This is a genomic window from Thioalkalivibrio sp. AKL17, from assembly GCF_000377885.1.
In the GTDB taxonomy this organism is placed as follows: Bacteria; Pseudomonadota; Gammaproteobacteria; order Ectothiorhodospirales; family Ectothiorhodospiraceae; genus Thioalkalivibrio; species Thioalkalivibrio halophilus.
Genome location: NZ_KB898772.1, coordinates 1 through 25,470, shown reverse-complemented (window position 1 = coordinate 25,470; position 25,470 = coordinate 1). Strand labels below are relative to the sequence as shown.

General features: G+C 63.7%; 26 protein-coding genes. 7 read left to right on the top strand and 19 right to left on the bottom strand.

Annotation, left to right across the window (positions count from 1 at the left end):
• A complete protein-coding gene (locus tag D577_RS0112765) occupies window positions 1-1,887 on the bottom strand; it encodes a TonB-dependent siderophore receptor (RefSeq protein ID WP_244263468.1) in 1,887 nt (628 codons plus the stop codon).
• A gap of 400 nt (window positions 1,888-2,287) precedes the next feature.
• Between D577_RS0112765 and D577_RS0112760 the strand changes: the two genes are divergently transcribed.
• From D577_RS0112760 to D577_RS0112750, 3 genes are all read left to right on the top strand, one after another.
• Window positions 2,288-3,439 (top strand): hypothetical protein, encoded by a 1,152-nt coding sequence (locus D577_RS0112760; RefSeq protein WP_018947858.1) that lies wholly within the window; start codon window positions 2,288-2,290, stop codon window positions 3,437-3,439.
• A gap of 14 nt (window positions 3,440-3,453) precedes the next feature.
• Window positions 3,454-4,005 (top strand): hypothetical protein, encoded by a 552-nt coding sequence (locus D577_RS0112755; protein ID WP_018947857.1) that lies wholly within the window; start codon window positions 3,454-3,456, stop codon window positions 4,003-4,005.
• Between the two features lie 115 nt (window positions 4,006-4,120).
• A complete protein-coding gene (locus tag D577_RS0112750; protein WP_018947856.1) occupies window positions 4,121-5,626 on the top strand; it encodes a hypothetical protein in 1,506 nt (501 codons plus the stop codon).
• A 37-nt stretch (window positions 5,627-5,663) separates the two neighbouring features.
• Here D577_RS0112750 and D577_RS0112745 read toward each other — a convergent pair whose 3' ends face one another.
• The 5 genes from D577_RS0112745 to D577_RS0112730 all read right to left on the bottom strand — a co-directional run bounded on the left by D577_RS0112745 (window position 5,664) and on the right by D577_RS0112730 (window position 8,349).
• Window positions 5,664-6,128 carry a DUF2269 domain-containing protein gene (locus tag D577_RS0112745; RefSeq protein ID WP_018947855.1) on the bottom strand — a complete coding sequence of 155 codons (465 nt, stop codon included), beginning with the start codon at window positions 6,126-6,128 and terminating at the stop codon, window positions 5,664-5,666.
• Window positions 6,110-6,646 carry a DoxX-like family protein gene (locus D577_RS14465; RefSeq protein WP_244263467.1) on the bottom strand — a complete coding sequence of 179 codons (537 nt, stop codon included), beginning with the start codon at window positions 6,644-6,646 and terminating at the stop codon, window positions 6,110-6,112. Before D577_RS14465 ends, D577_RS0112745 begins: the two co-directional genes overlap by 19 nt.
• Complete coding sequence (locus D577_RS14460) at window positions 6,643-7,383, bottom strand: NAD-dependent epimerase/dehydratase family protein (protein WP_244263466.1); 741 nt, start codon at window positions 7,381-7,383, stop codon at window positions 6,643-6,645. The genes D577_RS14465 and D577_RS14460 overlap by 4 nt, the downstream gene beginning before the upstream one ends.
• Window positions 7,384-7,402: 19 nt before the next feature.
• On the bottom strand, window positions 7,403-7,759 hold the full coding sequence (locus tag D577_RS0112735) for a hypothetical protein (protein WP_018947854.1): 357 nt from the start codon (window positions 7,757-7,759) through the stop codon (window positions 7,403-7,405).
• A 65-nt stretch (window positions 7,760-7,824) separates the two neighbouring features.
• Window positions 7,825-8,349, bottom strand: a complete 525-nt coding sequence (locus D577_RS0112730; protein ID WP_018947853.1) for a GbsR/MarR family transcriptional regulator — start codon at window positions 8,347-8,349, stop codon at window positions 7,825-7,827.
• A 132-nt stretch (window positions 8,350-8,481) separates the two neighbouring features.
• Here D577_RS0112730 and D577_RS0112725 point away from each other — a divergent pair, with 132 nt between their 5' ends.
• The gene (locus tag D577_RS0112725) at window positions 8,482-8,919 is read left to right on the top strand and encodes an Sbal_3080 family lipoprotein (protein WP_018947852.1); all 438 of its coding nucleotides are present in this window, start codon (window positions 8,482-8,484) and stop codon (window positions 8,917-8,919) included.
• 59 nt (window positions 8,920-8,978) lie between these two features.
• Here the strand turns inward: D577_RS0112725 and D577_RS0112720 are convergent, their stop codons facing one another.
• From D577_RS0112720 to D577_RS14135, 11 genes are all read right to left on the bottom strand, one after another.
• Complete coding sequence (locus tag D577_RS0112720) at window positions 8,979-9,695, bottom strand: nuclease-related domain-containing protein (RefSeq protein WP_018947851.1); 717 nt, start codon at window positions 9,693-9,695, stop codon at window positions 8,979-8,981.
• Entirely contained in the window at window positions 9,688-10,197 is a 510-nt protein-coding gene (locus tag D577_RS13720) for a virulence RhuM family protein (protein WP_018947850.1), read from the bottom strand. Before D577_RS13720 ends, D577_RS0112720 begins: the two co-directional genes overlap by 8 nt.
• A gap of 412 nt (window positions 10,198-10,609) precedes the next feature.
• Complete coding sequence (locus tag D577_RS14155; protein WP_081618845.1) at window positions 10,610-10,912, bottom strand: type II toxin-antitoxin system RelE/ParE family toxin; 303 nt, start codon at window positions 10,910-10,912, stop codon at window positions 10,610-10,612.
• A complete protein-coding gene (locus D577_RS14540; RefSeq protein ID WP_077244974.1) occupies window positions 10,909-11,190 on the bottom strand; it encodes a type II toxin-antitoxin system Phd/YefM family antitoxin in 282 nt (93 codons plus the stop codon). The genes D577_RS14155 and D577_RS14540 overlap by 4 nt, the downstream gene beginning before the upstream one ends.
• A gap of 110 nt (window positions 11,191-11,300) precedes the next feature.
• Window positions 11,301-12,374 (bottom strand): lipase family protein, encoded by a 1,074-nt coding sequence (locus tag D577_RS0112695; RefSeq protein WP_018947846.1) that lies wholly within the window; start codon window positions 12,372-12,374, stop codon window positions 11,301-11,303.
• Window positions 12,375-12,495: 121 nt separating this feature from the next.
• Window positions 12,496-12,981 carry a hypothetical protein gene (locus D577_RS14295; protein WP_155985581.1) on the bottom strand — a complete coding sequence of 162 codons (486 nt, stop codon included), beginning with the start codon at window positions 12,979-12,981 and terminating at the stop codon, window positions 12,496-12,498.
• A gap of 80 nt (window positions 12,982-13,061) precedes the next feature.
• Complete coding sequence (locus D577_RS0112690; protein WP_018947845.1) at window positions 13,062-13,922, bottom strand: hypothetical protein; 861 nt, start codon at window positions 13,920-13,922, stop codon at window positions 13,062-13,064.
• Window positions 13,923-14,408: 486 nt separating this feature from the next.
• The gene (locus D577_RS14290) at window positions 14,409-14,801 is read right to left on the bottom strand and encodes a hypothetical protein (RefSeq protein WP_155985580.1); all 393 of its coding nucleotides are present in this window, start codon (window positions 14,799-14,801) and stop codon (window positions 14,409-14,411) included.
• A gap of 326 nt (window positions 14,802-15,127) precedes the next feature.
• Window positions 15,128-15,574, bottom strand: a complete 447-nt coding sequence (locus D577_RS14145) for a PH domain-containing protein (protein ID WP_026289067.1) — start codon at window positions 15,572-15,574, stop codon at window positions 15,128-15,130.
• An 89-nt stretch (window positions 15,575-15,663) separates the two neighbouring features.
• On the bottom strand, window positions 15,664-16,170 hold the full coding sequence (locus D577_RS14140) for a DUF1643 domain-containing protein (protein ID WP_081618844.1): 507 nt from the start codon (window positions 16,168-16,170) through the stop codon (window positions 15,664-15,666).
• Window positions 16,171-16,247: 77 nt separating this feature from the next.
• Entirely contained in the window at window positions 16,248-16,706 is a 459-nt protein-coding gene (locus D577_RS14135) for a hypothetical protein (protein ID WP_081618843.1), read from the bottom strand.
• Window positions 16,707-16,968: 262 nt separating this feature from the next.
• On the opposite strand from D577_RS14135, the gene D577_RS0112680 reads away from it, so the two are divergent.
• On the top strand, window positions 16,969-18,255 hold the full coding sequence (locus tag D577_RS0112680) for an integron integrase (protein WP_018947843.1): 1,287 nt from the start codon (window positions 16,969-16,971) through the stop codon (window positions 18,253-18,255).
• 96 nt (window positions 18,256-18,351) lie between these two features.
• On the opposite strand, the gene D577_RS0112675 is transcribed toward D577_RS0112680, so the two are convergent.
• Window positions 18,352-19,590 (bottom strand): ribonucleotide-diphosphate reductase subunit beta, encoded by a 1,239-nt coding sequence (locus tag D577_RS0112675; RefSeq protein WP_018947842.1) that lies wholly within the window; start codon window positions 19,588-19,590, stop codon window positions 18,352-18,354.
• Window positions 19,591-19,653: 63 nt separating this feature from the next.
• Window positions 19,654-22,554: a ribonucleoside-diphosphate reductase subunit alpha gene (locus tag D577_RS0112670; protein WP_018947841.1), complete on the bottom strand. Its 2,901-nt coding sequence runs from the start codon at window positions 22,552-22,554 to the stop codon at window positions 19,654-19,656.
• A 377-nt stretch (window positions 22,555-22,931) separates the two neighbouring features.
• On the opposite strand from D577_RS0112670, the gene trxB reads away from it, so the two are divergent.
• On the top strand, window positions 22,932-23,972 hold the full coding sequence (gene trxB, locus D577_RS0112665) for a thioredoxin-disulfide reductase (protein WP_018947840.1): 1,041 nt from the start codon (window positions 22,932-22,934) through the stop codon (window positions 23,970-23,972).
• Between the two features lie 13 nt (window positions 23,973-23,985).
• Complete coding sequence (locus D577_RS0112660) at window positions 23,986-25,272, top strand: GNAT family N-acetyltransferase (RefSeq protein ID WP_018947839.1); 1,287 nt, start codon at window positions 23,986-23,988, stop codon at window positions 25,270-25,272.
• Window positions 25,273-25,470 lie beyond the last annotated feature (198 nt).

Here is a 25,470-nt window from a genome sequence, read left to right as displayed (position 1 = left end):
TCAAAACTCCCAACTGGCAGAGACGTAGTAGAAGCGACCGCGGATCTCACGGCTGAAGGCATCGTCGATATCCCCCAGCCGCTGATCGGTGACGTTCTCGATACCCGCCTGCACCGAAAACCCGTCAGCCAGTTCCTGACTCATGCCCAGGTGGAACAGCGTGTAGTCGCGCGTGCGCTCACTCCCCCGCCGCTGGGAACCGATGTATTCAGCGCGCAGGTTTGCAGTGGCCCCGGGCCAGACAGCCGCCTCGGTGAGGAGGTTGAAACGCTGCCGTGGCCGGTTTTCCAGGGTCTTGCCCGTGTCCCGGTCCTCGGTGTCCAGATACGTGTAGTTGGCGCGGACGATGCCGGACTCGCCGAACCGGTACCCGACCTCAAGCTCCACGCCCTGAGTCAATGCGCTGTCGACGTTCTGATACTGTCGAACCTCGGGATTAGCCGGGGTCCGGAAGTCGCAGTTTTCGATGCAGCGGGTATTGATGAGGTCCTCGATCTCGTTACGAAACAGGGTCACGCCGAACTCGCGCTGGCCGTCATCGTGCTCGAAACCCAGGCTGTAACTGTCACTGCGTTCGGGCTCCAGGTCCTCATTGCCGATGATTACGAGGGTCGGGATAGGGGGGCCACCCTCAAAGGTATCCGTCGAGCGACGCAGGTCCGGCGCACTGAAGCCGCGGCCGTAATCCGCCTTTACCCGCGTAGTGTCGGTGAAGTTGTAGACCACGCCGGCACTCGGGGTGATCTCACCGGTGTAATTGGTGTGGTCGTCGAAGCGCGTACCCAGCGTGACAATCAGCCGGTCTTCCAGCAGGTAGCTGCGGTTCTGCACAAACGCACCGCGGTGGGTTACCGTGTCGCCGAATTCGCGTTCACCCCCGCGCTCGCGCCAGAAACTCTCGCGCCGATAATCGGCGCCCGCCGTGACTTCCTGTCCTTGCCCCCAGTGACGGGAGGCGCTCACGTCGATGACATCGTCGGTGTGCTCGTCTTCCCGATCCACATGCCGCGACTCGCTCTCGCTTCGGGAGCGGTATGCGTCGAAGCGGGCATCCCATGGACCGATTTCCACGTCGTAACGGATCCCGGCGCTGTAGCGAAGGAGGTCCAGCCGACGTTCGCCGTCCTCGCCCAGATTCGCACGACGCTGGTCATCAGCGACGTTGAAGAACACCTCGATCTCGTGGCCCGCAGCCGGCCGGTGGAAAAGACTGCCGTAGCCGGTGATCGCCTCCCGACCCTCGATCTCATCCAACCCATCTTCATCGGGGTTTAGAGAGGCGTTCCTGTCCAGGAAATCCAGGCTCAGCAATGCACCCGTGCGCTCTCCCAGCGGACCGGCGGTGTACAGCGAAAGATTGCGCTCTTCGCCGCCCGGGCGGGGATCCGTGACACCGACACGTGTCCGGACTCGCCCGGTCCATTCATCCTCCGGCGGACGAATGATCGCATTGACCACGCCACCAAGGGCATCCGCCCCGTACAGAGAGGACAGGGGCCCGCGCACCACCTCGAGGCGGTCAATGGCTGCCGTCGGGAGCTGTGTCAGGCGGAAATTACTGTGGCCCACCAGCGCATCGGTGTTGTTGATCCGGCGACCATTGACGAGCATCAGCGTCTGCGATGGTTCGAACCCGCGGATCCGAATCTGACTACGCCCGTCCCGCTCGTTATCCACGGCAACGCCCGGCAGATCGCCCAGCAGATCCGCCAGGGACGTGGCCGGCTTGCGTTCCACATCGTCACGCGTGACCTCGGTGTAACCCGAGGGAGCTTCTTCCTTGCGGATGGCGGAACGGGTTGCCGTTACCACCACCGGCTCAATGGAGGGCGTCGATGCGGTCTCGTGATCATCTTCCGTCTGCGCCATGGCCGGAAAAGCAAGCATGAAGGAGCCGGTCAGTAACGGCGCGAAAATCGGGTGGAATGTTTTCATTGTTGGCCTCGAACCTGAGCACAAACTTAACGTTATATCGTTTCTTTTTTGGGGCGCAGACGACGCTCGAACCCGGCGAGGGAAACCGATGCGAGGGAGATAGAGGCCCACGCCAGGCCGGGGAGTGGTGCGTCACGCGAGAGGCGGGAGCTGCAGGGGTCGCGCATCCCGATTAACGAAAAGTTATCTTATAACATTCCGATTCCGCAAGCGGGACTGACGGCGGCAAGGACGCCCAGGGACGCATCCGGCCGGCGACGTGAACGTTTACGGACTCGTCACCCCCCGGGCGGCAACGCGTTGATTGCCCCATACTCCCGAGGCAGCAAGTCCGGACTGACGGGAGAAGGGCATGCTTCGCATCGCGGCTGTGCTGTTGCTGGGGCTTGGGGTCTTCGCCGGCTGGATCGCCGCGCAGGGCTGGGAGGCCATGCGCGTACTCCAGGACATCGAGGCCGGCGCGGGGCCGAGCGCGCTGAAGGAGCGCACCCCCGAGCCCGCGCGCGAAACACTGACGTTCACGACGGACGAAGGTGACATCGCCGCCGACCTGTACCATCCCGGGCAGGAGGTGGGCGCGCGCATCGTCCTGGTACCGGGCTTCACGCCGCAGGGCAAGGACGACCCGCGGCTGGTACAGCTCGCCCGTACGCTGGCGCGGGCGCGCTTTCTGGTGCTGGTGCCCGACCTGCAGGGCTCGAGAGCGCTCAGCGTGCGCCGCGAGGATGCCGCGGCCATCAGTGACGCCGCCGCCCTGCTCGCCCGCCTGGAGGTGGAGCGCGCTCCCGACGAACAGGACGTGGGGGTCGCCGCCATCTCCTACGCCGTGGGCCTGGCCGTGCTGGCCACACTCAAGCCGGAGGGGCAGGAAGCCATCGACTTCCTGGTCGGGATCGGCGGCTACTACGACACCGAAAACGTCGTCACCTTCGCCACCACCGGGGCCTACCGGGAACCCGGCTCGAACCGGTGGCAGACGCGCACGCCCGACCCGCTGGCAAAATGGCTCTTTCTGTGGGGCAACCTGCATGTGCTCGATGACCGCGCGGACCGCGCGCTACTCGAAGAAATCGCCCGCCGGCGCGCCGCCGACCCCGAGGCGCGCATCGACGAGCTGAGCGACCCACTCGGCGCGGAGGGCCGAAGCCTGCTGGCGCTGATCCTGAACGACGACCGCGAGCGGGTACCGCAGCTGCTGGATGACCTGCCGGCCAGCGCGCGGGAAGCCATCGAGGCCGGGTCCCTCGCCGAGCACGATCTCTCGCATCTTTCCGGCCGCGCCCTCCTCATCCACGGCCGGGACGACACGATGATCCCGCATACCGAGAGCATGCGCCTGGCCCGAGCCATCGGCGAAACCGACCTGCACCGGATCGACGGCTTCTCCCACATCGACCCGCATGGCGTCGGACTCATGGGCCAGTGGCAGCTCCTGCGCGCAATGACGGACCTGCTGGCATGGCGCGACGATGGCGCCGTACACTCTGAACCCCGAACCCCGTGAACCGAGGAGTTGCCATGAAGGGCTTCACGAAACCGTTGCTGATGCTCGCGCTGTTCCTGCCGCTGCTGGCGGTGCCCGCGCACGCGCTGGACGGCGACACGATCGACCGCTGGCTGGCGGCGACCGAGGAACTCAACGAGTGGAGCGCGCAGCAGCCCGATGTGCAGGAACCGGAGATGGACGCGCAGGATGACGAGGCCTCGATGGCGGAGGTCCGTCAGGCCATCGAAGAGGTCGCGCGCATGGAGGAAGAGGTCGAGGAGATCGCCGCGCGTCACGGATTCGACAGCAGCCACGAACTGACCGAGATCGGCTCGCAGATTTTCAACGCCCGGCATGCGCTGGAGATGGAGCGCCGGCTCCCGGAGATGGAGCGCGAGCTGGACGAAAGCCTGCAGCGCATCGAGGACGATCCGGACATGCCGGCGGAACAGAAGGCGACCATGCGCGACGCCCTGGAGCAGCAGCGCGAGATGCTGCACAACGTCGCACCCGACGTGCCCGAGCAGGATGTGGAAGCGGTGCGCAGCCGCGAGGACGAGCTGGAGGCCCTCTTCAGCAACTGATAACGGCAAGTGATACCCGCATCCCCCTCGTTTGGAGGGGGTGCATCTCCGCGGACGGTGCCATATTGAGCCTGTTGAGAATGCCACAGGACCGCCCCGAGCAAGGAGATGTTCGATGCCCGCGAAGACCCGTTTCCGCAGCCGTTCGCTGGTGCTGGCCCTCGGCCTGCCCGCACTGGCGATCACCGCGTTCACCGCTTCGGCGGATGAGTCGCCGATCCAGCTCGAACCCCTCGCCCTCGATGGCGGGGGCGATCACTACCGCTACGGCGTGCTGACCGACATCCAGGGCGACGAGATCCGCTGGACGGTGACCCAGGGCCCGGAGATCACCCGCATCCATCCCGACGAGGACTACCGTTCCGGCCTCGGCGGGCAGGAGGACCTGTTCACCGGGCCGGCCCTGGATGGCGAGGTGTATCGCAAGGAACAGGAGCTGGGGGTACTGCTGCCGGTGTTCCAGAGCGAACAAGTGGAGCCGCCGCACACGTTCCAGGACATGTTCGACAACCAGCGGCGAGTGGAAGAATATCGCGTACACGTGGCCGCAACCGGCGAGACGCGCGAGATCGCCGGGGAGACGGCACAGGGCTACCGCCTGGCCGCGGTCACCGAGATGACCAACCTCGACAGCGACGATGAAGAGGCCCTGTTCTCGGTGAACCACGGAACGGTGTGGGTGTACGAGGACGTGCCCTTCTCGTCGGCGCTGCTGCAGCTGAGCCCCGGCATGTTCCGCATGGCCATCGGGCCCAACGTCCCGGACGGCCTCGAGACCCATTACCTCCACACCCTCGGCGAGGCCCTGGAACCGCTCGGCATGCCGGCCGGCCTGCAGCTTCAGGGCTTCCACACCTCCGCCGACACCCTGGAAACCATGGAGGCCCGGGACTGGGCACTGGAAGAAGACCAGTCACCCGGCCAGGCGTCGGGCATCGCCTACCGGATCGAGGTGACCGAATTCAGCGACGACGCCGACGCACCGGATTACGCCGCCCTGCAGGAGTACCCGCGCGCCAGCGCGGCCGCCTTCGAATACCTCCGCACCCCGCCCGTGCTGGCCGACATGCTGGATGTCTGCCTCCCCCTGCCCTCTGACATGCCGCGCGACGAGCTGGCGGCGATGCTGGACGAGCAGGCGACCTTCGACGGGGCCCTGGAAGGGGCCCACTCGGGTGCACTGCTCGGGCAGGCGGCCTGGGGCGGCCAGGAAGATCCGCAGCAGGGCGACGGCTTCGCCCTGGTCGTGGAGGCCTTCCTGCCGGAGCTGGAAACCACCGCCTGCATGATCTTCACCCGGGTGGGTGCGGGCGTTCCCGATGACACCGGTACCCTCGAGATCGCCGACCCGCGCAGCACCGAGGCCGAAGGCCGGCTGGCCGCGCACCTGCTGGTGGGGGATGTCAGCAAACCCGGCGACATCTCCTTCCTGACCGTCGGCCAGGGCCTGAGCGGAGAGGTCCGGCTGGATACCGCCGAACCGGACGACACGTTCCACGGCCACCTGGACGTGGAAGGCATCGCCACCCCGCTGGACGACCTGGGTGCCAGCGACGGGTTCCGGCTCGAGGGCGAGTTCTCGGCGATGCAGTACTGGGACCGCGTACCCGTCGCCCGCTGATTCGCGTGCGTGACGTCCCCGCCCCGGTGCGGGGCCGTCACACCGGGCGGAACACCATCAGGGCCACCACGACGAGCATCGCCGAGAAGGCCGGGACGCCCAGCCAGAACCACAGCCGCATGCGGCGGGCGTAGGCGGGTGGCAGATCGACGCCCTCGCGGATCGCGCGGGCCGAGGTCTCGCGCATCCGCAACTGGAGCCAGACCACCGGCAGCCAGCAGGCCCCGGCCAGCAGGTACAGCGCACCGGTCCACAACAGCCATGCGCTGTCGAGCGGCCAGCCGGCCAGCCACACCATCGCGAACCCGGTCAGCGGCTGCAGGATCACCGCCGGGGTGGTGAACCACCAGTCCGCACGGACCACCAGACGGTCGGTGACCGCAATGGCCGCCGCGCTGCCACTGCGCCACACCATGTACTTGTAGAACGCACTGCCCAGACCGGTCCCGAACAGCAGGATCGCCCCCAGCACGTGCAGCGTCTTCAGTCCGAGGTAGAGCATCGCCGGGGCCCCTCCATTGCGATCAGCATCAGCGTGGCCACGATCAGGGGCAGGTTCTTGCTGAGCGGCCCGAACGGGTCGATCCACAGCTGCGGAAGCAGCAGCCCCGCGCCCAGGGTGTAACCGGCCATCATTACGACCTGGATCCACGCCACCTCGCGCACCCGCCAGCCCGCGAGCAGTGCCAGGCCCAGCAGCACGTCCACCAGCGCCAGACCATACAGAGCGGTAACGGCCGGGGCGGCCGTCAGACCGGCCGACGCCAGCAAGTCCAGACTGGCCTGAGGCGGATGCAGCAACGCCGACACCAGCCCGGTCCAGATCCAGACGAAGGCCAGCGCGAAGCGCAGCAGCGGGCGCAGACCGTACAGCCGCGCATGCCACAACTCCGCCTCGCTGGACGGCCGGGCCGCCAGCGCCCCGGCAAAACCGCGCGGGCGCCACCCGAACCCGCGCTCGAATGGCTCCACCGGGGCCGTGCTGCCCCGCCGCAACAGGTCCACCATCGACCCGTTCACCGGAGCCACGTGCAGCCGGCCCGCCAGCGCCGCCCCCGCGCGCGCAAGCCGCGGCGCCACCGGCAGGGCTCTCCAGCGCCCGCCCCCAGCCAGGCGCGCCAGCGGGCCAGCACCCGCGCCAGCGTCACCGGCTCGGCCCCCACACAGTCCAGCACCTGGCAGCGCGGCTCGCCGCACTCGACCGCCTGCACCACCGCGCGCACCAGGTCATCGACATGGACGGGCTGAAGCATCTGCCCGCCGTCGCCCACCAGGGGCACCCACGGCAAAGCCGCCAGGGCCCGCAGAAAGCCGGTACTGGCCCCGCCTTCGCCATGCACAATGGACGGCCGCAGGATCAGCCAGTCCAGCGGCCTGGCGGCCAGATCCGCATCCGAGCGCCCCCGGCTGCGCAGCCAGGGGTCGTCGGCGGCCGGGTCCGCCCCCAGTACCGATATCTGGATCACGCGGCCGACCCCGGCCTGCTCGCAGGCCGTGAACAGGGCGGCCGGAGCGCGCTCATGCAAGGCCGCGAACGACTGTGCACCCTGCTCACGGGCAATGCCGGCGGCATTGATCACGACATCCATGCCCGTCACACGTCCGAGCCAGTCCTCCGGCCGATGATCCCGAGTGAAATCGCAGTGGACCGGTGCGGCGCCACGCGCGCATCCGACCACCTCGTGGCCGCGCTCGCGCAGCGCCCGCTCCAGATGGCGCCCCACAAAACCCGTGCTTCCGGTCAGCAGAATGCGCATCCCGTTACCCCCGGCGCGCTCATTCGCCGCCGGCCGCGCCGCGGGCGCGGTCGACCAGCGCGACCTTCCAGATCACCAGGCCGATCACCGACAGGGCCAGGAACACACCTCCCAGGGCGTGGAACAGGGTCCCGCGGATCAGCTCGACGGAGCCCATGCCGCCATGTTCGGCCGCCAGCAGGATCACCTGCAGCAGCGGTGCGATCAGCACCATCAGCCGCGTGAAGTTGACCCAGAAGCGCGCCGCGGCCTCGCTGCCGCACACCTCCCCGAGCAATGGCTCAAGGGCCGGCTGAATCAGATGAATGACGACCAGACTGATGCCCAGTGCAGTGGCCAGCTGGACCCCGAGAATGACAAGCGGCTGGATTTCCATGGCATGACTCCTTTTCCTTGGTTTCGGTTGTTTCTGTCTATACAGAAACTACCGGGCAAATTTTTTTACTTGCCCAGCAGGCTCTGGATCCGCGCCCCCATCTTCATCAGCTTCACCAGGGTCTCGCGGTCCAGTCCCCGCATCTGCTCGTACCAGCCAAGCAGCTGCTCGAGGAACTCGAGGGTATCGTTCATGCGCGCCTTCGCCTCGGGGGTGGTTTGCGCATCGGATTCGCTGTCCAGCACGCACTGGCGCAGGGTCGTAAGGGTCGGGTCCAGCTCGCGTTCCTTGCGCCCTTCGAGGATGGTCATGAAGATGTCCCAGACATCCTTCTGCGACACGAAGTGATCGCGCCGGTCACCCAGTTCGTGCACCACCTTCACCAGCCCCCAGGACTGCAGCTCGCGCAGGCTGGTGCTCACGTTGGAACGGGCCACGCCCAGGGTCTCGGCGATGGTCTCCGCGGTCAGCGGGTGCTCGCTCAGGTACAGCAGCGCATGGATCTGCGCCACCGTGCGGTTCACGCCCCAGCGCGATCCCATCTCGCCCCAGTGCAGGACGAACTTTTCCATGGTCGGGCTCAGCTGCATCGGTCCGTTCTCGTATTTCTGTTAAAACTGAAATTAGCGAACACATCAAATACCGTCAAGCGAGCCGAACTTCCTCCAGCCCCGCGCGAGCGTGATAGCCTTCACGCTTTTTCAACAGGGGAAAACCACGCCATGCTCCGACTGCCCGCCGCCGTCCTCGCCGTCCTGTTCGCCTCCGGCTGCGCGATCTCGCAGGAAGTCGAACCCGTGCCGGAGCGTCAGGCCATCGAAAAGGTCTACGTGGAGCACAACCCGGACGTGCATATGGAGGAGCTGAACGACTCGCTGGTGGGCATGTTCGAGGACATGGGCATCGAGTCCGAGCTGTACCGGGGTACGCGGCCGGCGGACGCCGAACACCACCTGGAGTTCACCGCCAACTGGACCTGGGACCTGGCCATGTACCTCACCTACTTCGACGCCCGGCTGTACGAGCAGGAGCAGCTGATCGGCACCGCCGAATACGATGCCCGTCGCGGCGGCGGGCGCCCCGACAAGTTCGGCCCCACCGAAGAGAAGATCCGCCCGCTGATCCAGGAGCTCATCACCGGCGAGCCGGCCGAGGAGTAACCCCTCGCGCGGGACCGGCCGGCCCTGCCCGGGCCCCGGTCCCGCCCGGCTTCGGCCCTTCAGCCCTTCAGCGCCGCGATGGCCCGGACCGTGTTCTCCTTCACCGGGCGCGGGCGCTCCGGGCGGAAGCGGCGGATGTAGTCCACCAGCTCCGGCCCCGTCAGCACCGGGACCGACAGGTCGTCCGAACGCCCCAGCGACACCTCCGGGTGCGTGAACAGCACGATCGGCTGGATCCAGCGCTTGGCCTTGCGGCCCTTCAGGTACTCGCTCAGCAGCCACACCTGCTTCTTCACCTGCCGCACCGGGTTGCGCATCTGCTTGGTGTAGCGGCTGCCGCGCCGTCCGGTCTTGCTCACCGTCCACTGCGAGGCCTGCTCGTCGCAGTCGATAGCCCCGCTGTTGTGCTTCACCTCGATCACGAACAGCGCCTCCGGTCCCGCCACCACCAGATCCGCCTCGGTCACGCCCGTGCGCGAACGCTCATCCGGCAGATCCACCTGGTTGAAGACCGTGAACGAGTCGGGCAGCTCCGCCAGATACTCCAGCGCCGCATCTTCGCCGCGCGCGCCCGCCTCGATCACCGCGCTGCCGCCCACCAGGCCCACCAGCGCGACCACCCCCGCCAGCGTCACCAGCCCCGCCAGCGGATGCACGAAGAACGCCCCGAGCGCCACCGGCAACCCCAGGAGCAGCACCAGGTTGCGCCCGCGCCTCTGGATCGCCTGCGACTCTTCGGTCAGACGGTTTGCGGTGATGTAGCGGGTATCAGCCATGGGTACGGATTGAATACAAGCCTGAATTCACAGAACAACTGCAACGCCTGAACCTGGAAGGAGTGGGCCAGCCATCGGGACGCAGCTCGTCGAAGTAATCCGCGCCGCCGGGATCCTTGAGGCGCTGGTCGTCCATGACGAAGCCCTTGACCAGGTACTCCTCCAGATGGGCAGTGGCCCACTGGCGGAACTGGGTGCCACGGGGGGAACGCACCCGGTAGCCGACGGCCAGGATCATCGGCAGGCTGTAGACACTCACCTTGCGCCGCACCTGGCGCGTCCCTTCCTGACGAACTATTAAGTTTTCCTTAATAGTTGCCTCGGCGGACAGCTCGCCGCTCTCCAGGATGTTCCTGACGTGGGTGTTGATGTTGGGCACCGAGGTCTGGAACAGCTCCGCCATCTCCGCCTGGGTCAGCCACACGGTGTCGCCCTCGACGCGAAGCTGGATCTCCGCCTTCCCATCCTCGCTGCGGTAGAGGATCAGCTCTCCCCCGCTCATGCGGTCACCTTCTTCAGCATCTCGTAGTCCTCCAGCACCTGCTCCCTGGTGCGCGCCAGCACACAATCCAGACGGCGCAGCGCCAGCTGGGCCGACCTGCCCTTTCCCCTCATCCGCCACGCCCCGAGCCAGGAACAGCTCCGCACCATCCCGCACCCGAACGCCAACTGGTGGAAGACCTTCTGCGTGCTGGAATCCGAACAGGCCCATGGCGGCCCCGTGGTGACCTGGCTGGCCAACCAGCTGGAGGCCTACCTGACACCTATGCCCATGGTACGCGCGAACCTTCCCTTGCCGGACTGATGCAGGGCAGGACCCACACCCTCTTCACCGTAGCCAGCGCCCGGCTCACACGCCGGTTTGGAGCCAAGAAGCGGCGGAAAATCGGTCGCTGGGTAGCCGGAGCCGATGGTTATGTTTCGTCATCATCAAGACCGGACATACGCAATAGCTGACTACTGCGACGCACAGTCAGAATATCAATCTGATCCTTGATGCTATAAATCACCCGGTACGCTCCAAATATCAGCTCCCTTATGCGAGGTGATCCCACCTCGGGCACCATGCGTCCACTTTTGGGAAAATCAGCTAACCGCTCTACTGCGGTAAATAAATCATCAACCCACCGTACCGCAGCATCCGGACTATCTTCTGAAATATACCGCGCTATGTCCTCGACACGCTCCAGCGCAAGCGGGGACCAGACAATCTTCATTGGGTCAGCCCACTCAAAACCCGGCTCTTCGCATCTTCATGCCCTGTACCATCCCCGGAAGCTATTTGTTCTTCCGCCTTGTACACCTCTTCGAGTATTTCCAGACGTTCTTGCATCTTCTCGTACTCGTGAACATCCACCAGTACTGCAACGCCCCGACCTCTTTGTGTCAGCACCATAGGACGACGCGTTTCATGGAGCTGCTTTACGAATGTGGCTACCCCTGCACGAAATTCAGACAGAGGACGGATATCTTCATCTACTCGAACCCTTGACATGGAAACCACCCGGTACATTTTGGCGTACGTTTAAGAGTACAACCTTGCCTGAAGGCAAACAAGGTATCCGACGGAAGGAACAGCCGGGCTCAAGAGTCCCCGCAATAGAACTACCCAATCACCCGCCCCTCCCGCACCCCACGCGCATACGCCTCCATGAAATGGTCGCTGACAAGGCGCCAGCGGGCGCGGATCTTGCCGGGGAACAGGCGCAGCAGCTTCGGCAGCAGTTGCACCGCGGCGATGGCGAGCACGGCCATGACGATGCCCTTCGCGTACCATGGCAGGGTCACCATGCCGAGCGACTCCAGTCCGGTGAGGCCGCCCCAGACCAGCAGCAGCGTGAGGCCGACCAGCACGGCCTGGCGCCAGCCGACATCCTTGAAGACGCGCCACCAGGACGGATCCTTGCGGACATCGCCGTTGCGCTCGATGTAGACGTTGCGGCCGGTGTGTCGGAACCCGAGCGCCACCGGCGGCACCCGGGGCACCAGGTCGGCGCCGTTGACCACCCGGAAATGGGGATAAGGCGACGCGCCCTCCAGGTGCCTGGCCTGCTCGATGCCGAACACTCTGGGAGAGCCGAAGGTGTAGACGGCCGCGACTTGGCCGCTGTCGCCGAACAGGTCGCGGTGGAGGTAGAAGGCAGCGAGCTGGGCCAGTGCGCCGCCGAGGCTGTGGCCGGTAACCACGAGTCGGTCCTGTTCGCCGATCTCGCGGGCGATGATCTCCGTGACCCCCTCCGACCCGACGCGCGTCACCCTGGCGTCCTCCGCCTCGTCCGGCAGCTCCGGCTCCCACCAGGAGCCCCAGACGGCCTGCATGGCGGTGAGGAAGCCGCCGTGAACGCGCCACTTGTTGCGGTAATCGGAGGTGCGCTTGAAGAAGGTGACATCGGCGATGATGTCCTGATAATCGAACTCGGTACCCCGCCACGCCAGCACCCAGCGGCGGCCGCCCTCCTCCGGGGTTGAACCGAAGCGCGCCAGATAGGCGTTGGTGCCGCCGTCGCGGAAGATGACGACCCGGTCGTACCCGGCGGCGGTGAGAGTTGTTGCGATCTCGCGGTGGCCCTTGTAGACCAGTGTGGAGTGGTCGGCCAGGCAGGAGGCCAGCTCGGCGTCGTACCGCCTGTGATCGGTGGCCTCGGGAAATGGCAGACGGGTGGTGTCCATGTAGTTCATACCTCCTGTAAATCCGCGGGATATGACGGGCAGCAGGGTCTATGCGAGATAACGCCAGCCATCAGCCGCGCGAGGTCCGAGCGTCGGCTGAATGGCCTTGTTGGGTTGTTCATTCATGTAATTAAGCACTCAGCACCATTAAAGACCGACTAGCGACCCACAAACAAACTCCGACAAACAATAGACGAGGCAGCCATTTGCTTCCAAAGCTTTCTGCATTCTCTGCGTCACGGAGTTGCTCCTGTTGAGATTGAGCCACCTGCGCAACAGCTCTCGCGTAGTCCGGATCCTGGGGATCTCCATCTTCAAATCGCTGCATTTTCCCTGACGCAATAATCGAACTCTTACGAGACTGCTCCATTTCGCCCCACTTTGCTCGCAAGCCCGCAGCCCCTGCCGACAGCAAGAACAACCATGCCCCGATCTCAGCTACTACCAATGCTAGATTCGGGCTCTCTGGATAGGGGTATGACGCAACGGCAATCCCGGCAAGAGCGAAAGGCAACGAAACAGTGTAGTAAGTGTATTTCCCCTTCTGCTCCCAGAACCGCGCACTATATTCATCACGGCGGGACTTTGCTTTTTCAAAATCATCCGTCAAACCCATACCTCTCGCATTTGAGCAACCCAACGCCGTTCCTAACGCGCAAGGGAAGGCAAGCGAAGCGCGACCTTCTCTTGTCGCGTTCAGGTTCTTGTTCGCCGTTCTCCTTGAGTTGATTCTGCACCCACAGATTCGGCAAGTGAATCCATCACGTTCTCCGACTCTCGCAGAATCTCTCCTGCCTGCTTGATTGCTTCCCTGTCGGACTCGGCGCCCTGCAAAACGCGCCGCAACTCTTGTAGGAGGCGAGTTTCCAGCTCGCCGAGCAAGTAGTGGTAGGCTCCTGTGTCATGCTCCTTGACGAATTCGGCTTGGTGAGGAAGCACAGTGGTGACAAGGCGTCGAACTCGCTCCTCGTCCACAACGTCAGGCAAGTCGAGACCGCTCTTGAGAAGTTGCATCTTGATCATAGCGACCGAGAGAATGGATCGGTAGGCAGAGAAGACGGCCCATGCCATCTCGGAAACGTACGGCCTCGCCTTCTCGGCTTCTCCCGTATGAATCTTCTGAGGATCCACTTGGCCACCCAGCATGGCGAACATCTCCCTCGCTTGTGGATTCTCGGCTGATGCCTTGACGGCGCCTTTGAACTTCAGAATCGCGACATTTGCCGATACGGACTTGGCAGGACCCAGATCCTGCACTGCAGTCCATAGCTGATCAACGGCTTGGATGCGCCGAGCGTCGAGAGCAGCTTGTCTTGAGGCCAAGCTCGAGAGTGCTCCGGAACGAAGGGCCTCGATCTCCGTTTCTTTGGCACGCAAGTCCGCCTTGAAGGATTCCTCACTCTTGCGGAGTTCCGTTTTGAGTGTCTCTATCGTTTCGTCGAACTCGTGCTTCACGCTGGCTGTCAGGCGCGTGGAGATCAACGAGCGGAATAGCCAAAGCGCCAGGGCGAGGAGCGACGTTGTAAGTACAGCGGGGAGCCAATCAAGTGCACTCATGTATACCTCTAGCAGTCGCTCTCATCCGGTCCAATTCTAGGCGAACGTCAGCGATGAGCCGCGCTTGACGGCGACCGACCGGAGCGGCAGCGAAGGGAGGGAGCGGTCAAGTGTCGGACTCCGTCGCCCTTGTTGGGTTTCCGCTGTCTCTTCCATCAAAGAGCGCCTGGATCTCGGAGAAGGCAGACAATGCATTAATTGAGCGACGAATGAATCTTTCAGCCTCTTCGTAATTATGTGCCCTTACATTCTCGGAGGCTTCGCGTAGATTGTCCCTGACCGTATTGGCCCAAATAGCGTACCTGCTAAAAGTGGCACCACCCTCGTCCGTCTGATTCAGAGCTGCACGAGCCAAGCGAGGAAAGAGCGGATCTACGCCGCCATCCGAAAATGCATTCGACACAATGACCTCCTCATCCGTGTCGTGTCGATCTAGAATTTCTTGTATTTGATTCTCTATATCCATAGCTCTCAGGAAACCCAACGCTAGCGCTCAGGCGCGCAGCTTCCCTGCGTCGCCTGAAGCGCATTGTTATGCTCGTCGAATAGAATCCGCGCAACTACCGGCGCCCATTTTTCGTAGCTAATTCCGCTTGATGGATGATTCGTATACGACGCCAACACCGATTCTCCGGATAAAGGCAGCTCGACCGTGTCGGGGTCGATACGACTGTGCTCGACGTGCCGAACGAAATTGCGCCAGTTGGCCTTGCCAAGCACCCATATTCTCTCCGGCCGGAGCGCCTCCATGACCTCACCAAACGCGGCCACTGACTCATGCCACATATCCTCGGTAGGTCGATCCCGTGCCGCTTGGCCTACGAGTACTTGAATGAAGTTATAGAACGCGACATCGCTCCAGAACACCTTACGAGACAAGTTTTCTCTGGAGCGACATGCAAGCCTCCGAATTTTTGTTGCAAATCTGGAAAAGTTTGGATCGTCATTCTGCCCGAGGTGTGTGCGTACGCAGTTGACCACCAAATCGGAAGAGAATATGTCCGGCGTCGTGTAGTTGGATTCCCCGAGGATCAAAGTCCGGAATGGAAAGTTCTCTGGACAGTGGTACTTCCCCCCTACCCACGGCTTAATCCTAACGTGATGCCACATACGATCCCCTTTCTGCATAACGCTACGCGTAACCGGCTGCCCAAAGCTGCAAAGCGAAGCGGCGCAGTTTTGGGCAGTCCGCGTTTACGCGATTGTTAGGCTTGCGCGGCTCCGACCGAAGGCTGGCCCGAACCAATATTTTCTTGCGTCTTTATGAACTCCCGACGGAACTGCAGCGGGTTGGAGATGCCTGGCACAGGTGCTTGAGGGTTGCCCGCGCCTGCGACCACAATTGAGCCAAAGTTGAAGACTCTACCAAGAATGCCTTGATTGACTTGAATGCTTTCAATTTTCTGTATATTGATCTCAACGGTTGTTCGGCTAATAAGGCCAAACTTGGCGATAACACGTTTATTGGTGATTGCCAGCTCTGTAGTGAAATACTTAATGACTGCTAAAATCCAAAAAAGAAGGCCGATGCCCCAGAAGGGCAGCAGCAACAAACCGATGATGAACAGGGGCGCAAGGGACCAAAGACTTACTTTCCCCTCGTACGCGATTTGCTCGCCGTTAGTCAATGCACTTTGAACATAACTTCCCATTTTTCTTCCTCTTCGTTGATGAACCGATTGTATAGCCTAACGCGGAGCGAAGCGGCGGCCCGTCAGGGACGTCCGCCTTACGCGAATTGTTAAATGTTGAGTGGCTCGACGAAATCTTTATATGATCCACGGGACGGGTGCTTTTTAGTCTTCAGAATCTTCTTCCCGCGATGTTGTGCAAGCATCGAAGTGATGGCTTGCTGCCGTTCTAGATAAGGGTTTCCGGCGCCCCAGGCAATCAGAACAATATCAGCCTCATCGAGCGCATTTTCTATATGGCGGTCATTTTCGGTGCCAATGTGATCGTCAACGCCTTCAAAATCATTCGTTTGAATGAAAGCGAACAGGTTAACGACGATTATGCGCGTCACACCTTTGAACTCGTCATAGTCTTTGTTGAAAATCAGATTTTCCAGAAACTGGACGGACCTGTCTGCAACTTCAGAATTGGCGACGCTCGGATTCTGCATAATGACAGATACGCTGCTGTGGTCCCCAGTCGAATCCTCTCGATCAATCGTCAAGCGATATCTGTACCGGCCACATGGAGAGAACTGAGCCTCGACTACAACTCCGTTGATATGCTTGAATACCATTTCCAACCTCGTCTCTGTCTGACATTCCGCGCATAGCTAAGCCGTGTGAGCTTGCGAGCGTTGGCTTTCGCAGTGTGTTAGATGGAATGCACCTCATGCTCTCTCGCATCTATCTCCATCGGAGCGTCTCGGTACCCGTACCTAGCTATCTGGCCTAGGTATATCGGCAGAAAACCGCTGATGCCGTTGTTCGACTCATATTGATGTACATGACGGAATTCGTGGGATATAAGCCGTGCTGTGCCATGCCCCGCAACAATAAATACTGCATAGCCAAGGGCTAAACCGACCATACTAGGCCCAAGCAATCCGGTTTCGTCCACCACTGCACTTAGCTCCGGATCGCTCGGCCGAGGCAATCTATCAATTTCCACGATCCTGACGGCTTCTGGAGAAGCCACCCCCACATGACGGGCGACTCCGATCATCTGAGCGGAAAGCGGACGTCCGGCCACCAGGGCGTGCCTCTCTTGTGAGACTGCCCACTCGATCGCCTTCGGAATTAGCCGTGGCAGTTCCGCCTCAAGGTCCATCATCGGAGCTCCATTTAACAGTAGATTAGACAGAATCTGTCATATTGGTGATATGCAGAATCTGTATAGCACCTGATTCTCGCAGCGCCGTCCCTTGCTCTGGCCGCCGCTGTTCCTGCAGCATACCCATGACCGAATCGTGGATAAACAAGGAGGTCGGCTGATGGCGACAGGAAGTCGTGCCGAAAGGGAACGCCGTTTCTGGGAGCGATACCGGAATGTGGCGATTTTTCAAGGGGTTAAGCCAAAGGCGGTACGCTGGTACGTGGTCCGGGCGGAACGGTTTATCGCGGCGTATCCCGGTCGTCGCCTGGCGGAACTCGGGGCGGAGGACATCGCTCAGTATCTGACCAGCGAAGGGAAGAACTCGTCGATTCAGGACTGGCAGTTCCGGCAGACCGTCGATGCTATACGGATTCTGTATAGCATCGTGAAGCCAGAATGGACGGCACCGCCGGACTGGGAGTTCTGGCGGGATTCGGCGCGCACGCTGGAGGCGCAACATGCCACGACGGCACGGGAGTTTGCGCCGGTTTCGCCGGAAGATTACGCACAACGGGTTGGCGAGACGCGCTTTACTCCGCTCATCCGCAAGCACCTTGATCTCTTTGCACGGCTGGCCTCGGCCATTCGCACACGGGGTATGGCGTTCCGCACGGAGAAGGCCTATCTCGGCTGGGTCTGTCGCTTTCTTTGGCATTTCGAGGAGCGGTCCCCGGATGAGCTTGGCGGTGCGGAAGTGGCCGCGTTTCTGGAACATTTGGTAGTGGAACGGAATGTCGCGGCCAGCACCCAGAACCAGGCGCTCAATGCGCTGGTGTTCCTTTACGAGAAGGTGCTGGAGAAACCCCTGGGCGATCTTGGAGCGTTCAGGCGGTCTCGTCGGCCAAAACGGTTGCCGGTGGTTCTTTCGCGCGACGAGGTCAAGCGTCTGCTGGCGGAACTCGACGGCATGCACTGGCTCATCGCCTCCCTGCTCTACGGTTCGGGCATGCGGCTGATGGAGGCGCTTCGTCTGCGCGTCCAGGATGTGGAGTTCGATCAGGGGCTGATCGTGGTGCGGCGAGGCAAGGGCGACAAGGATCGTATCGTCCCGTTGCCGCAATCGCTGGTCGATCCGCTTTCGAGGCATCTCGAGGAGGCCCGGGCACTGCATCAACGAGACCTGGATGCCGGTTTCGGGGAGGCCCTGCTTCCGGATGCCCTGGCCCGCAAGTACCCCGCGGCAGCGCGGGAGTGGCGCTGGCAGTTCGTGTTTCCGAGCGTGCGGCTTTCCGTGGACCCGCGAAGCGGTGCAACGCGTCGGCATCACCTGCACGAGACGGCTGTGCAAAAGGCGGTGACGTCTGCGGCCCGACGGGCGGGTATCGCAAAGAAGGCGAGCTGCCACACCTTGCGCCACAGTTTTGCCACACATCTGCTTGAGGGTGGTTACGACATCCGCACGGTGCAGGAATTGCTGGGCCACAGCGATGTGTCCACGACCCAGATTTACACGCACGTGCTGAACCGGGGCGGACTGGCGGTACGCAGCCCGCTGGACCTGGCGTAAAGCTCCACAAAAAAGGGCGCCGACTTGCGGCGCCCTCTTCTGTTGCTGCATGGCCATTTCCCTGGCTCCGCGTCTTTGGGTCTCGGCCTCGCCGGGTCAGTCCCAGCTCAGCGCGCCCCCGGTCTGGTATTCCGTTACCCGGGTCTCGAAGAAGTTCTTCTCCTTCTTCAGGTCGAGCACTTCGCTCATCCAGGGGAACGGGTTTTCGGCGCCGGGGTACAGCTCGGCCAGGCCGATCTGGGCGCAGCGGCGGTTGGCGATGAAGTGCAGGTATTCCTCGAACATGGGGGCGTTCATGCCGAGCACGCCGCGGGGCATGGTGTCGCGGGCGTACTGGGCTTCCAGTTCCACCGCCTCGGCGATCATGTCACGCATCTCGTTCTTGAAGTCTTCGGTCCACAGGTGCGGGTTTTCGACCTTGATCTGGTTGATCACGTCGATGCCGAAGTTCATGTGCATGGATTCGTCGCGCAGGATGTACTGGAACTGCTCGGCGACGCCGGTCATCTTGTTGCGCCGGCCCATGGAGAGGATCTGCACGAAGCCCACGTAGAAGAAGATGCCCTCGAAGATCACGTAGAAGGCGATCAGTTCGCGCAGCAGCTTCTGGTCCGCGTCGGGCGTGCCGGTGCGGAAGTTCGGATCGGCCAGGTGCTTGGTGAACGGCAGGGCCCACTCCGCCTTGGTGGCCACCGAGGGGACCTCGCGGTACATGTTGAAGATCTCGCCTTCATCCAGGCCCAGGCTTTCCACGCAGTACTGGTAGGCGTGGGTGTGCAGGGCCTCCTCGAAGGCCTGGCGCAGCAGGTACTGGCGGCACTCGGGGTTGGTGATGTGGCGGTACACGGCCAGCACGAGGTTGTTGGCCACCAGCGAGTCGGCGGTGGAGAAGAAGCCGAGGTTGCGCTTGACGATGGTGCGCTCGTCCTCAGTTAATCCATTCGGGTCCTTCCACAGGGCGATGTCCGCATTCATGTTGACTTCCTGCGGCATCCAGTGGTTGGCGCAGCCGTCCAGGTACTTCTGCCACGCCCACTGGTACTTGAAGGGCACCAGCTGGTTGAGGTCGGCGTTGCAGTTGATGATCTTCTTGTCGTCCACGCGGATGCGCTCGGCGCCGCGCTCGATGTCCTCGAGGCCGGTGCCGGTCAGGGCTTCTTCGTTGTAATCGGGCGCGGGGTCGCCGGCGTTCTCGGGCTCGGGCGAGACGCTGGGGGCGGCGCCGGCGGTGGTCATCAGGTCTTCGTTTTCCTGGAAGCCCATGCCCGGACGGACCTTGGGTTCCTGCTGGTTTTCGCCTTTGATCGCGGCGATCGGATCGTCCCAGGACAGCATGTGCGTTCTCCTTGTCGATTCGGTGTTACGTGTTCGGTGTTCGGTTGAGGTCGGGGGCCTGCCTTACTGGCAGGCCTCGCAGTCGGGGTCGAGTACGGAGCAGGCGGCCGCGGAGTCGGAGCCCGCGGTGCTGTCGCCGGGGCCGCCGCTCACGGCGTTGAGCTTGTTGGCCCGGCTGCTGTCGGCCACGGTGCTCTTTTCCACGTGGGTCGCACCCATGGAGCGCAGGTAGTAGGTGGTCTTGAGACCGCGCACCCAGGCCAGCTTGTACAGGGCATCCAGCTTGGGCCCGGAAGGCTCGGCCATGTACAGGTTCAGGCTCTGCGCCTGGTCGATCCACTTCTGCCGGCGCGAGGCGGCCTCGACCAGCCAGCGGGTATCCAGCTCGAAGGCGGTGGCGTACAGCGCCTTGAGGTCCTCGGGCACGCGGTCCAGGGGCTGCAGCGAGCCGTCGTAGTACTTGAGGTCGTTGACCATCACCTCGTCCCACAGGCCGCGGTCCTTCAGATCGTGGACCAGGTAGGGGTTGATGACGGTGAACTCGCCCGACAGGTTCGATTTGACGAACAGGTTCTGGTAGGTCGGCTCGATCGACTGGCTGACCCCGCAGATGTTGGAGATGGTCGCGGTGGGCGCGATGGCCATGGTGTTGGAGTTGCGCATGCCCGTGGTCTTCACGCGCTCGCGCAGGCTGTCCCAGTCCATGCGCTGGGTGCGGTCCATCTGCAGGTAGTCACCGCGCGACTCGGCCAGCTTGTCGATCGAGTCGATCGGCAGGATGCCCTGACTCCACAGGCTGCCGGGGAAGCTCTCGTAGCGGCCGCGTTCTTCGGCCAGATCGGTGGAGGCCTTGATGGCGTGCCAGGAGATGGCCTCCATGGACACGTCGGCGAACTCCACGGCCTCCTCGGAGGCGTACGGCAGGCGCAGCTTGTACAGGGCATCCTGGAAGCCCATGATCCCGAGCCCGACCGGGCGATGGCGCAGGTTGGCGCGCCGCGCCTGGGGCACGGAGTAGTAGTTGTAGTCGATCACGTTGTCGAGCATGCGCATGGCCGTGTTCACGGTCTTCTCGAGCTTGGCGTGATCGAACTCGCCGTTCTCGTCCACGTGCGCGGCCAGGTTGATCGAGCCCAGGTTGCACACCGCGATCTCGTCATCCGAGGTGTTCAGGGTGATCTCGGTGCACAGGTTGGAGCTGTGGACCACGCCGGCGTGCTGCTGCGGGCTGCGCAGGTTGCACGGGTCCTTGAAGGTCATCCACGGATGGCCGGTCTCGAACAGCATGCCGAGCATCTTGCGCCACAGGTCGACCGCGTTGAGGGTCTTGTACACCTTGATCTCGCCGCGCGCGGCCTTCTCTTCGTACTCGCAGTAGCGCTTCTCGAATTCCTCGCCGACCAGATCATGCAGGTCGGGGGTCTCGTTGGGCGAGAACAGGGTCCACTGGCCGTCCTCGGCCACGCGCTTCATGAACAGGTCGGGGATCCAGTTGGCGCTGTTCATGTCGTGGGTGCGGCGGCGGTCGTCGCCGGTGTTCTTGCGCAGCTCGATGAACTCCTCGATATCCATGTGCCAGGTCTCGAGGTAGGCGCACACCGCGCCCTTGCGCTTGCCGCCCTGGTTCACCGCAACGGCGGTGTCGTTGGCCACCTTGAGGAACGGGACCACGCCCTGCGACTTGCCGTTGGTGCCCTTGATGTGGGCGCCCATGCCGCGCACGCGGGTCCAGTCGTTGCCCAGCCCGCCGGCAAACTTGGACAGCAGGGCGTTGTCCTTGATCGCGCCGTAGATGCCGTCGAGGTCGTCCGGCACGCTGGTCAGATAGCAGCTGGAGAGCTGCGGACGCAGGGTGCCGGAGTTGAACAGGGTCGGCGTGGAGCTCATGAAGTCGAACGAGCTCAGCAGGTTGTAGAACTCGATCGCGCGCGCCTCGCGGTCGATCTCGTTGATCGCCAGACCCATGGCCACGCGCATGAAGAACGCCTGCGGCAGTTCGAAGCGCGTGCCGTCGCTATGGATGAAGTAGCGGTCATACAGGGTCTGCAGGCCGAGATAGGTGAACTGCAGGTCGCGCTCGGGCTTGAGCGCGGCGCCCAGCTTGTCGAGGTCGTAGCGGGTCAGTTCGTCGTCCACCAGCTCGAGCTCGGCGGCGCGGCGGATGTAGGCGCCGAAGTATTCCGGATAGCGCTGGGCGAGTTCGGCGTGGGTAGCCTCCTCGCGGCGCCCGGAGACGAAGCTCAGGGCCTCGCGCCGCAGGTTGTCCATCAGCAGCCGGGCGGTGACCTCGGAGTAGTTCGGCTCCTGTTCGATCATCACGCGCGCGGCCATCACCAGCGCGGTGCCCACGTCCTTCTCGGCCACGCCGTCGAACAGGTTGCGGCGCGCTTCCTTGAGGATGCGCTCGCCTTCCACGTGCTCGATGCCCTCGCAGGCCTCGGCGACCACGGCCTGCAGGCGCGCCTCGTCCAGCGGCGCGCGAGTGCCGTCGGCACGGGTCACGTGCAGGGTGGGCTCCTCGGCGGCTTCCGCGGGGCCGTGTTCGGCGGCCTCGGCGGCGCGCTTCTGCGCCTGCTGTTCGCGATACAGCACGTAGGCCCGCGCGACCTTGTGGTGGCCGCCGCGCATCATCACCAGTTCCACCTGGTCCTGGATGTCCTCGATGTGGACGGTGGTGCCCTGAGTGCCGGCGCGGCGGAACAGGTTGTCGCAGACCTGGGCGCTGAGATCCTTGACGATGTCGTGGATGCGCCGGCTGGCCGCGGCGTTGCCGCCCTCCACCGCGAGGAAGGCCTTGGTGATGGCGACCTCGATCTTGGCCGGGTCGAAGCTGGTGACCTTGCCGTTACGGCGGATCACCTGGTGCTGACCGGGGGTGGTGGCCATCATTTCCGCCGAGGGCTCGGACTGCGGCGGATAGGTGGTGTCCTGTACGGATTCGGCAGTCTGGGTGTCGCTGTACATGGGGGCAGGCCTCGCGCTCTACGGTCGTTCCGGGAAATTCGGGTGTCATCGGTGGCGATGACGCTGGATACTATAGATCGGGGATGCGGCTCTTGCCAGCCACAACATATAGTACTCTATCCAGGAACAACGGCTGAACAACCTGTGGACAAGACAGGGGATTTCGCGTCCTGTCGCGGCTGTGGACACTCCCCGAGTTGTCCACCGCCCGCTCCATGTAGTGATGCCCCGGCCCCGGTTCGGGTTGCGAAGGCGTTCATGAAATTCGCTTATCGCGAGGCCGCCCCGACTTCGGCGGTGAGGATGTTGGACAAGCCCGCCCCGCGCCCCAATAATCCCGCCCATACGAACGTTTCCCGACTTCAAGGAGAGAGTACATGAGCGACGAGAAGCAGCCCGCGGGCATCGCGGCCGCCACCGGTGCGGTACAGGTTTCCACCGGCACCGATGACTCGAAGAAGTCCGATGGCGGCGAACGCCATTGCCCGCTGCTGATCCTGGGCTCCGGCCCGGCCGGCTGGACCGCCGCGGTGTACGCCGCGCGCGCCAACCTCAATCCGGTCGTGGTGACCGGGCTGGAACAGGGCGGCCAGCTCATGACCACCACCGACGTGGACAACTGGCCGGGCGACCCCGACGGCGTGCAGGGCCCCGAGCTGATGGAGCGCATGAAGAAGCACGCCGAGCGTTTCGACACCACGGTGATCAACGATCACATCCATACCGTGGACGTGAACCAGCGCCCGTTCCGCCTGACCGGTGACCAGGCGACCTACACCGCGGATGCGCTGATCATCTCCACCGGCGCCTCGGCGCAGTACCTGGGGCTGGAGTCGGAGACGACCTTCGCCGGCAAGGGCGTGTCCGCCTGCGCGACCTGCGACGGCTTCTTCTACCGCAACCAGAAGGTGGCGGTGATCGGCGGCGGCAACACCGCCGTGGAAGAGGCGCTGTACCTGTCCAACATCGCCTCCGAAGTAACCCTGGTCCACCGGCGCGATTCGCTGCGCGCGGAGAAGATCCTGCAGGACAAGCTGTTCGAGAAGGAAAAGAACGGCAACGTGAACATCGAGTGGAACCACAACCTCGACGAGATCCTGGGCGACGAGACCGGCGTGACCGGCATGCGCATCAAGCATGCGCAGACCGGCGAGACGAAGGACGTCGAGCTGATGGGCGTGTTCATCGCCATCGGCCACAAGCCCAACACCGACATCTTCCAGGGCCAGCTGGACATGGAGAACGGCTACATCAAGGTGAAGGGCGGCCAGGACGGCGGCGCCACCGCCACCAGCGTGCCGGGCGTGTTTGCCGCGGGCGACGTGATGGACCACATCTACCGCCAGGCGGTGACCTCCGCGGGCACCGGCTGCATGGCCGCCCTGGACGCCGAGAAATACCTCGACGAGCAGCTGTGACGCGGACACGGCGGTGAGCGAGGAGCACTCGTCCGGCAATCCCGGGACCCCGGGCGCGAAAGCCCGCGCGGCGACCGATGAAGACGCCCCGCCCGCCGGGGTGGACGAGCGCATCGAGCTGCGCGACGGGCTGGGCGAACTCGATCCCGCCGCGTGGGATGCCCTCACCGGCGGGCGCGAGCCGTTTCTGCGCCATGCGTTCCTGGAGGGGCTGGAGCGCCACGAGTGTCTGGGGCGTCAGTTCGGCTGGTTCCCCCAGCACGTGCTGATCTTCCACGACGACGCGCTGGTGGCCGCCGCCCCCGCCTACGCCAAGACCAACAACTACGGCGAGTTCGTCTTCGACTTCGCCTGGGAAGGTGCCTGGCAGCGCCAGGGCCTGCAGTATTACCCCAAGCTGGTGGTCGCGGTGCCCTACACCCCGGCCACCGGTCCCCGTCTGCTGGTGCACCCCGAAGCCCCCGACGCGGACCGCCTGCGCCGCCAGCTGCTGCGTGCGCTGGTGACCCGCGGGCGCGAACTGGAGGCCTCCGGGGTTCACGTGCTGTTCCCCGAGTCCGCCGACCGCGAGGCGCTGGCCCCGCTGGGGCTGCCCGAGCGCATGGGCTGCCAGTACCACTGGACCAACGCCGCGGACGGGGGCTATGCGGATTTCGATGCCTTTCTCTCCGCGCTGTCGTCGAAAAAACGCAAGAACATCAAGCGCGAACGCCGCCGCGTGGCGGAAGCCGGCATCACCTTCCGTACTGTCACCGGGGCCACCGGCTCGCCGGAGGACTGGGCGCGCTTCCATCGCTTCTACGTCGACACCTTCGAGAAGCACATGGGCATCCCCACCCTCACCGAGGCGTTCTTCGTGGAGACGGCCGCCGCGCTGGGCGATCAGGTGGTGCTGTTCGAGGCGCGGCGCCCGGAGAATGGCGATGGTGAGGATGGCGACGGCGAGACCATCGCCGCCGCGCTGTGCTACCGCAGCCACGACACCCTGTACGGGCGCTTCTGGGGCGCCACCGAGGAGCTGGACGCCCTGCACTTCGAGACCTGCTACTACCAGGGCATCGAGTTCTGCATCCGCGAGGGCCTCACGCGCTTCGAGCCCGGCGCCCAGGGCGAGCACAAGATCCCGCGCGGCTTCCTGCCCACGCCCACCTGGTCGATCCACGCGATCCTGACCCCGGGCTTCGACGGGCCGGTGCGCGATTTCTGCGAACGTGAGGCGGACATGATGCACAGCCACTGCGAGCGCCTGCACGAGCATTCGCCCTATCGCCAGGGAGAACCCGGCCATGCCCCCGATTAACCCCACGATCCATCCCGTATCCGCAGGAGGCCAGCCCCTGGCCGATCCGGCGCAGGAGACCACCCCGACGCACAATCGGCCGGAGGGCCGGCCTCCCACCGTCGTAGGAGGCCAGCCCTCTGGCCGATCCGGCGCTGCCCGGTCCGGCACCGCCCGACCAACCCCGGTAGGAGGCCAGCCCTCTGGCCGATCCGGCGC

Excerpts from the sequence above, each read along its gene's own strand:
- D577_RS0112695 (WP_018947846.1), bottom strand. The coding sequence starts at position 12,374 with ATGAACTACATGGACACCACCCGTCTGCCATTTCCCGAGGCCACCGAT.
- D577_RS0112675 (WP_018947842.1), bottom strand. The coding sequence starts at position 19,590 with ATGCTGTCCTGGGACGATCCGATCGCCGCGATCAAAGGCGAAAACCAG.
- D577_RS0112690 (WP_018947845.1), bottom strand. The coding sequence starts at position 13,922 with ATGAGTGCACTTGATTGGCTCCCCGCTGTACTTACAACGTCGCTCCTC.
- D577_RS0112745 (WP_018947855.1), bottom strand. The coding sequence starts at position 6,128 with ATGCTCTACCTCGGACTGAAGACGCTGCACGTGCTGGGGGCGATCCTG.
- D577_RS13720 (WP_018947850.1), bottom strand. The coding sequence starts at position 10,197 with ATGAGCGGGGGAGAGCTGATCCTCTACCGCAGCGAGGATGGGAAGGCG.
- D577_RS14295 (WP_155985581.1), bottom strand. The coding sequence starts at position 12,981 with ATGGGTTTGACGGATGATTTTGAAAAAGCAAAGTCCCGCCGTGATGAA.
- D577_RS0112720 (WP_018947851.1), bottom strand. The coding sequence starts at position 9,695 with ATGGCTGATACCCGCTACATCACCGCAAACCGTCTGACCGAAGAGTCG.
- trxB (WP_018947840.1), top strand. The coding sequence starts at position 22,932 with ATGAGCGACGAGAAGCAGCCCGCGGGCATCGCGGCCGCCACCGGTGCG.
- D577_RS14145 (WP_026289067.1), bottom strand. The coding sequence starts at position 15,574 with ATGGGAAGTTATGTTCAAAGTGCATTGACTAACGGCGAGCAAATCGCG.
- D577_RS14140 (WP_081618844.1), bottom strand. The coding sequence starts at position 16,170 with ATGGTATTCAAGCATATCAACGGAGTTGTAGTCGAGGCTCAGTTCTCT.
- D577_RS0112755 (WP_018947857.1), top strand. The coding sequence starts at position 3,454 with ATGAAGGGCTTCACGAAACCGTTGCTGATGCTCGCGCTGTTCCTGCCG.
- D577_RS0112765 (WP_244263468.1), bottom strand. The coding sequence starts at position 1,887 with ATGCTTGCTTTTCCGGCCATGGCGCAGACGGAAGATGATCACGAGACC.
- D577_RS0112730 (WP_018947853.1), bottom strand. The coding sequence starts at position 8,349 with ATGCAGCTGAGCCCGACCATGGAAAAGTTCGTCCTGCACTGGGGCGAG.
- D577_RS0112760 (WP_018947858.1), top strand. The coding sequence starts at position 2,288 with ATGCTTCGCATCGCGGCTGTGCTGTTGCTGGGGCTTGGGGTCTTCGCC.
- D577_RS14460 (WP_244263466.1), bottom strand. The coding sequence starts at position 7,383 with ATGCGCATTCTGCTGACCGGAAGCACGGGTTTTGTGGGGCGCCATCTG.
- D577_RS0112735 (WP_018947854.1), bottom strand. The coding sequence starts at position 7,759 with ATGGAAATCCAGCCGCTTGTCATTCTCGGGGTCCAGCTGGCCACTGCA.
- D577_RS14540 (WP_077244974.1), bottom strand. The coding sequence starts at position 11,190 with ATGTCAAGGGTTCGAGTAGATGAAGATATCCGTCCTCTGTCTGAATTT.
- D577_RS0112725 (WP_018947852.1), top strand. The coding sequence starts at position 8,482 with ATGCTCCGACTGCCCGCCGCCGTCCTCGCCGTCCTGTTCGCCTCCGGC.
- D577_RS14135 (WP_081618843.1), bottom strand. The coding sequence starts at position 16,706 with ATGATGGACCTTGAGGCGGAACTGCCACGGCTAATTCCGAAGGCGATC.
- D577_RS0112750 (WP_018947856.1), top strand. The coding sequence starts at position 4,121 with ATGCCCGCGAAGACCCGTTTCCGCAGCCGTTCGCTGGTGCTGGCCCTC.
- D577_RS0112670 (WP_018947841.1), bottom strand. The coding sequence starts at position 22,554 with ATGTACAGCGACACCCAGACTGCCGAATCCGTACAGGACACCACCTAT.
- D577_RS14155 (WP_081618845.1), bottom strand. The coding sequence starts at position 10,912 with ATGAAGATTGTCTGGTCCCCGCTTGCGCTGGAGCGTGTCGAGGACATA.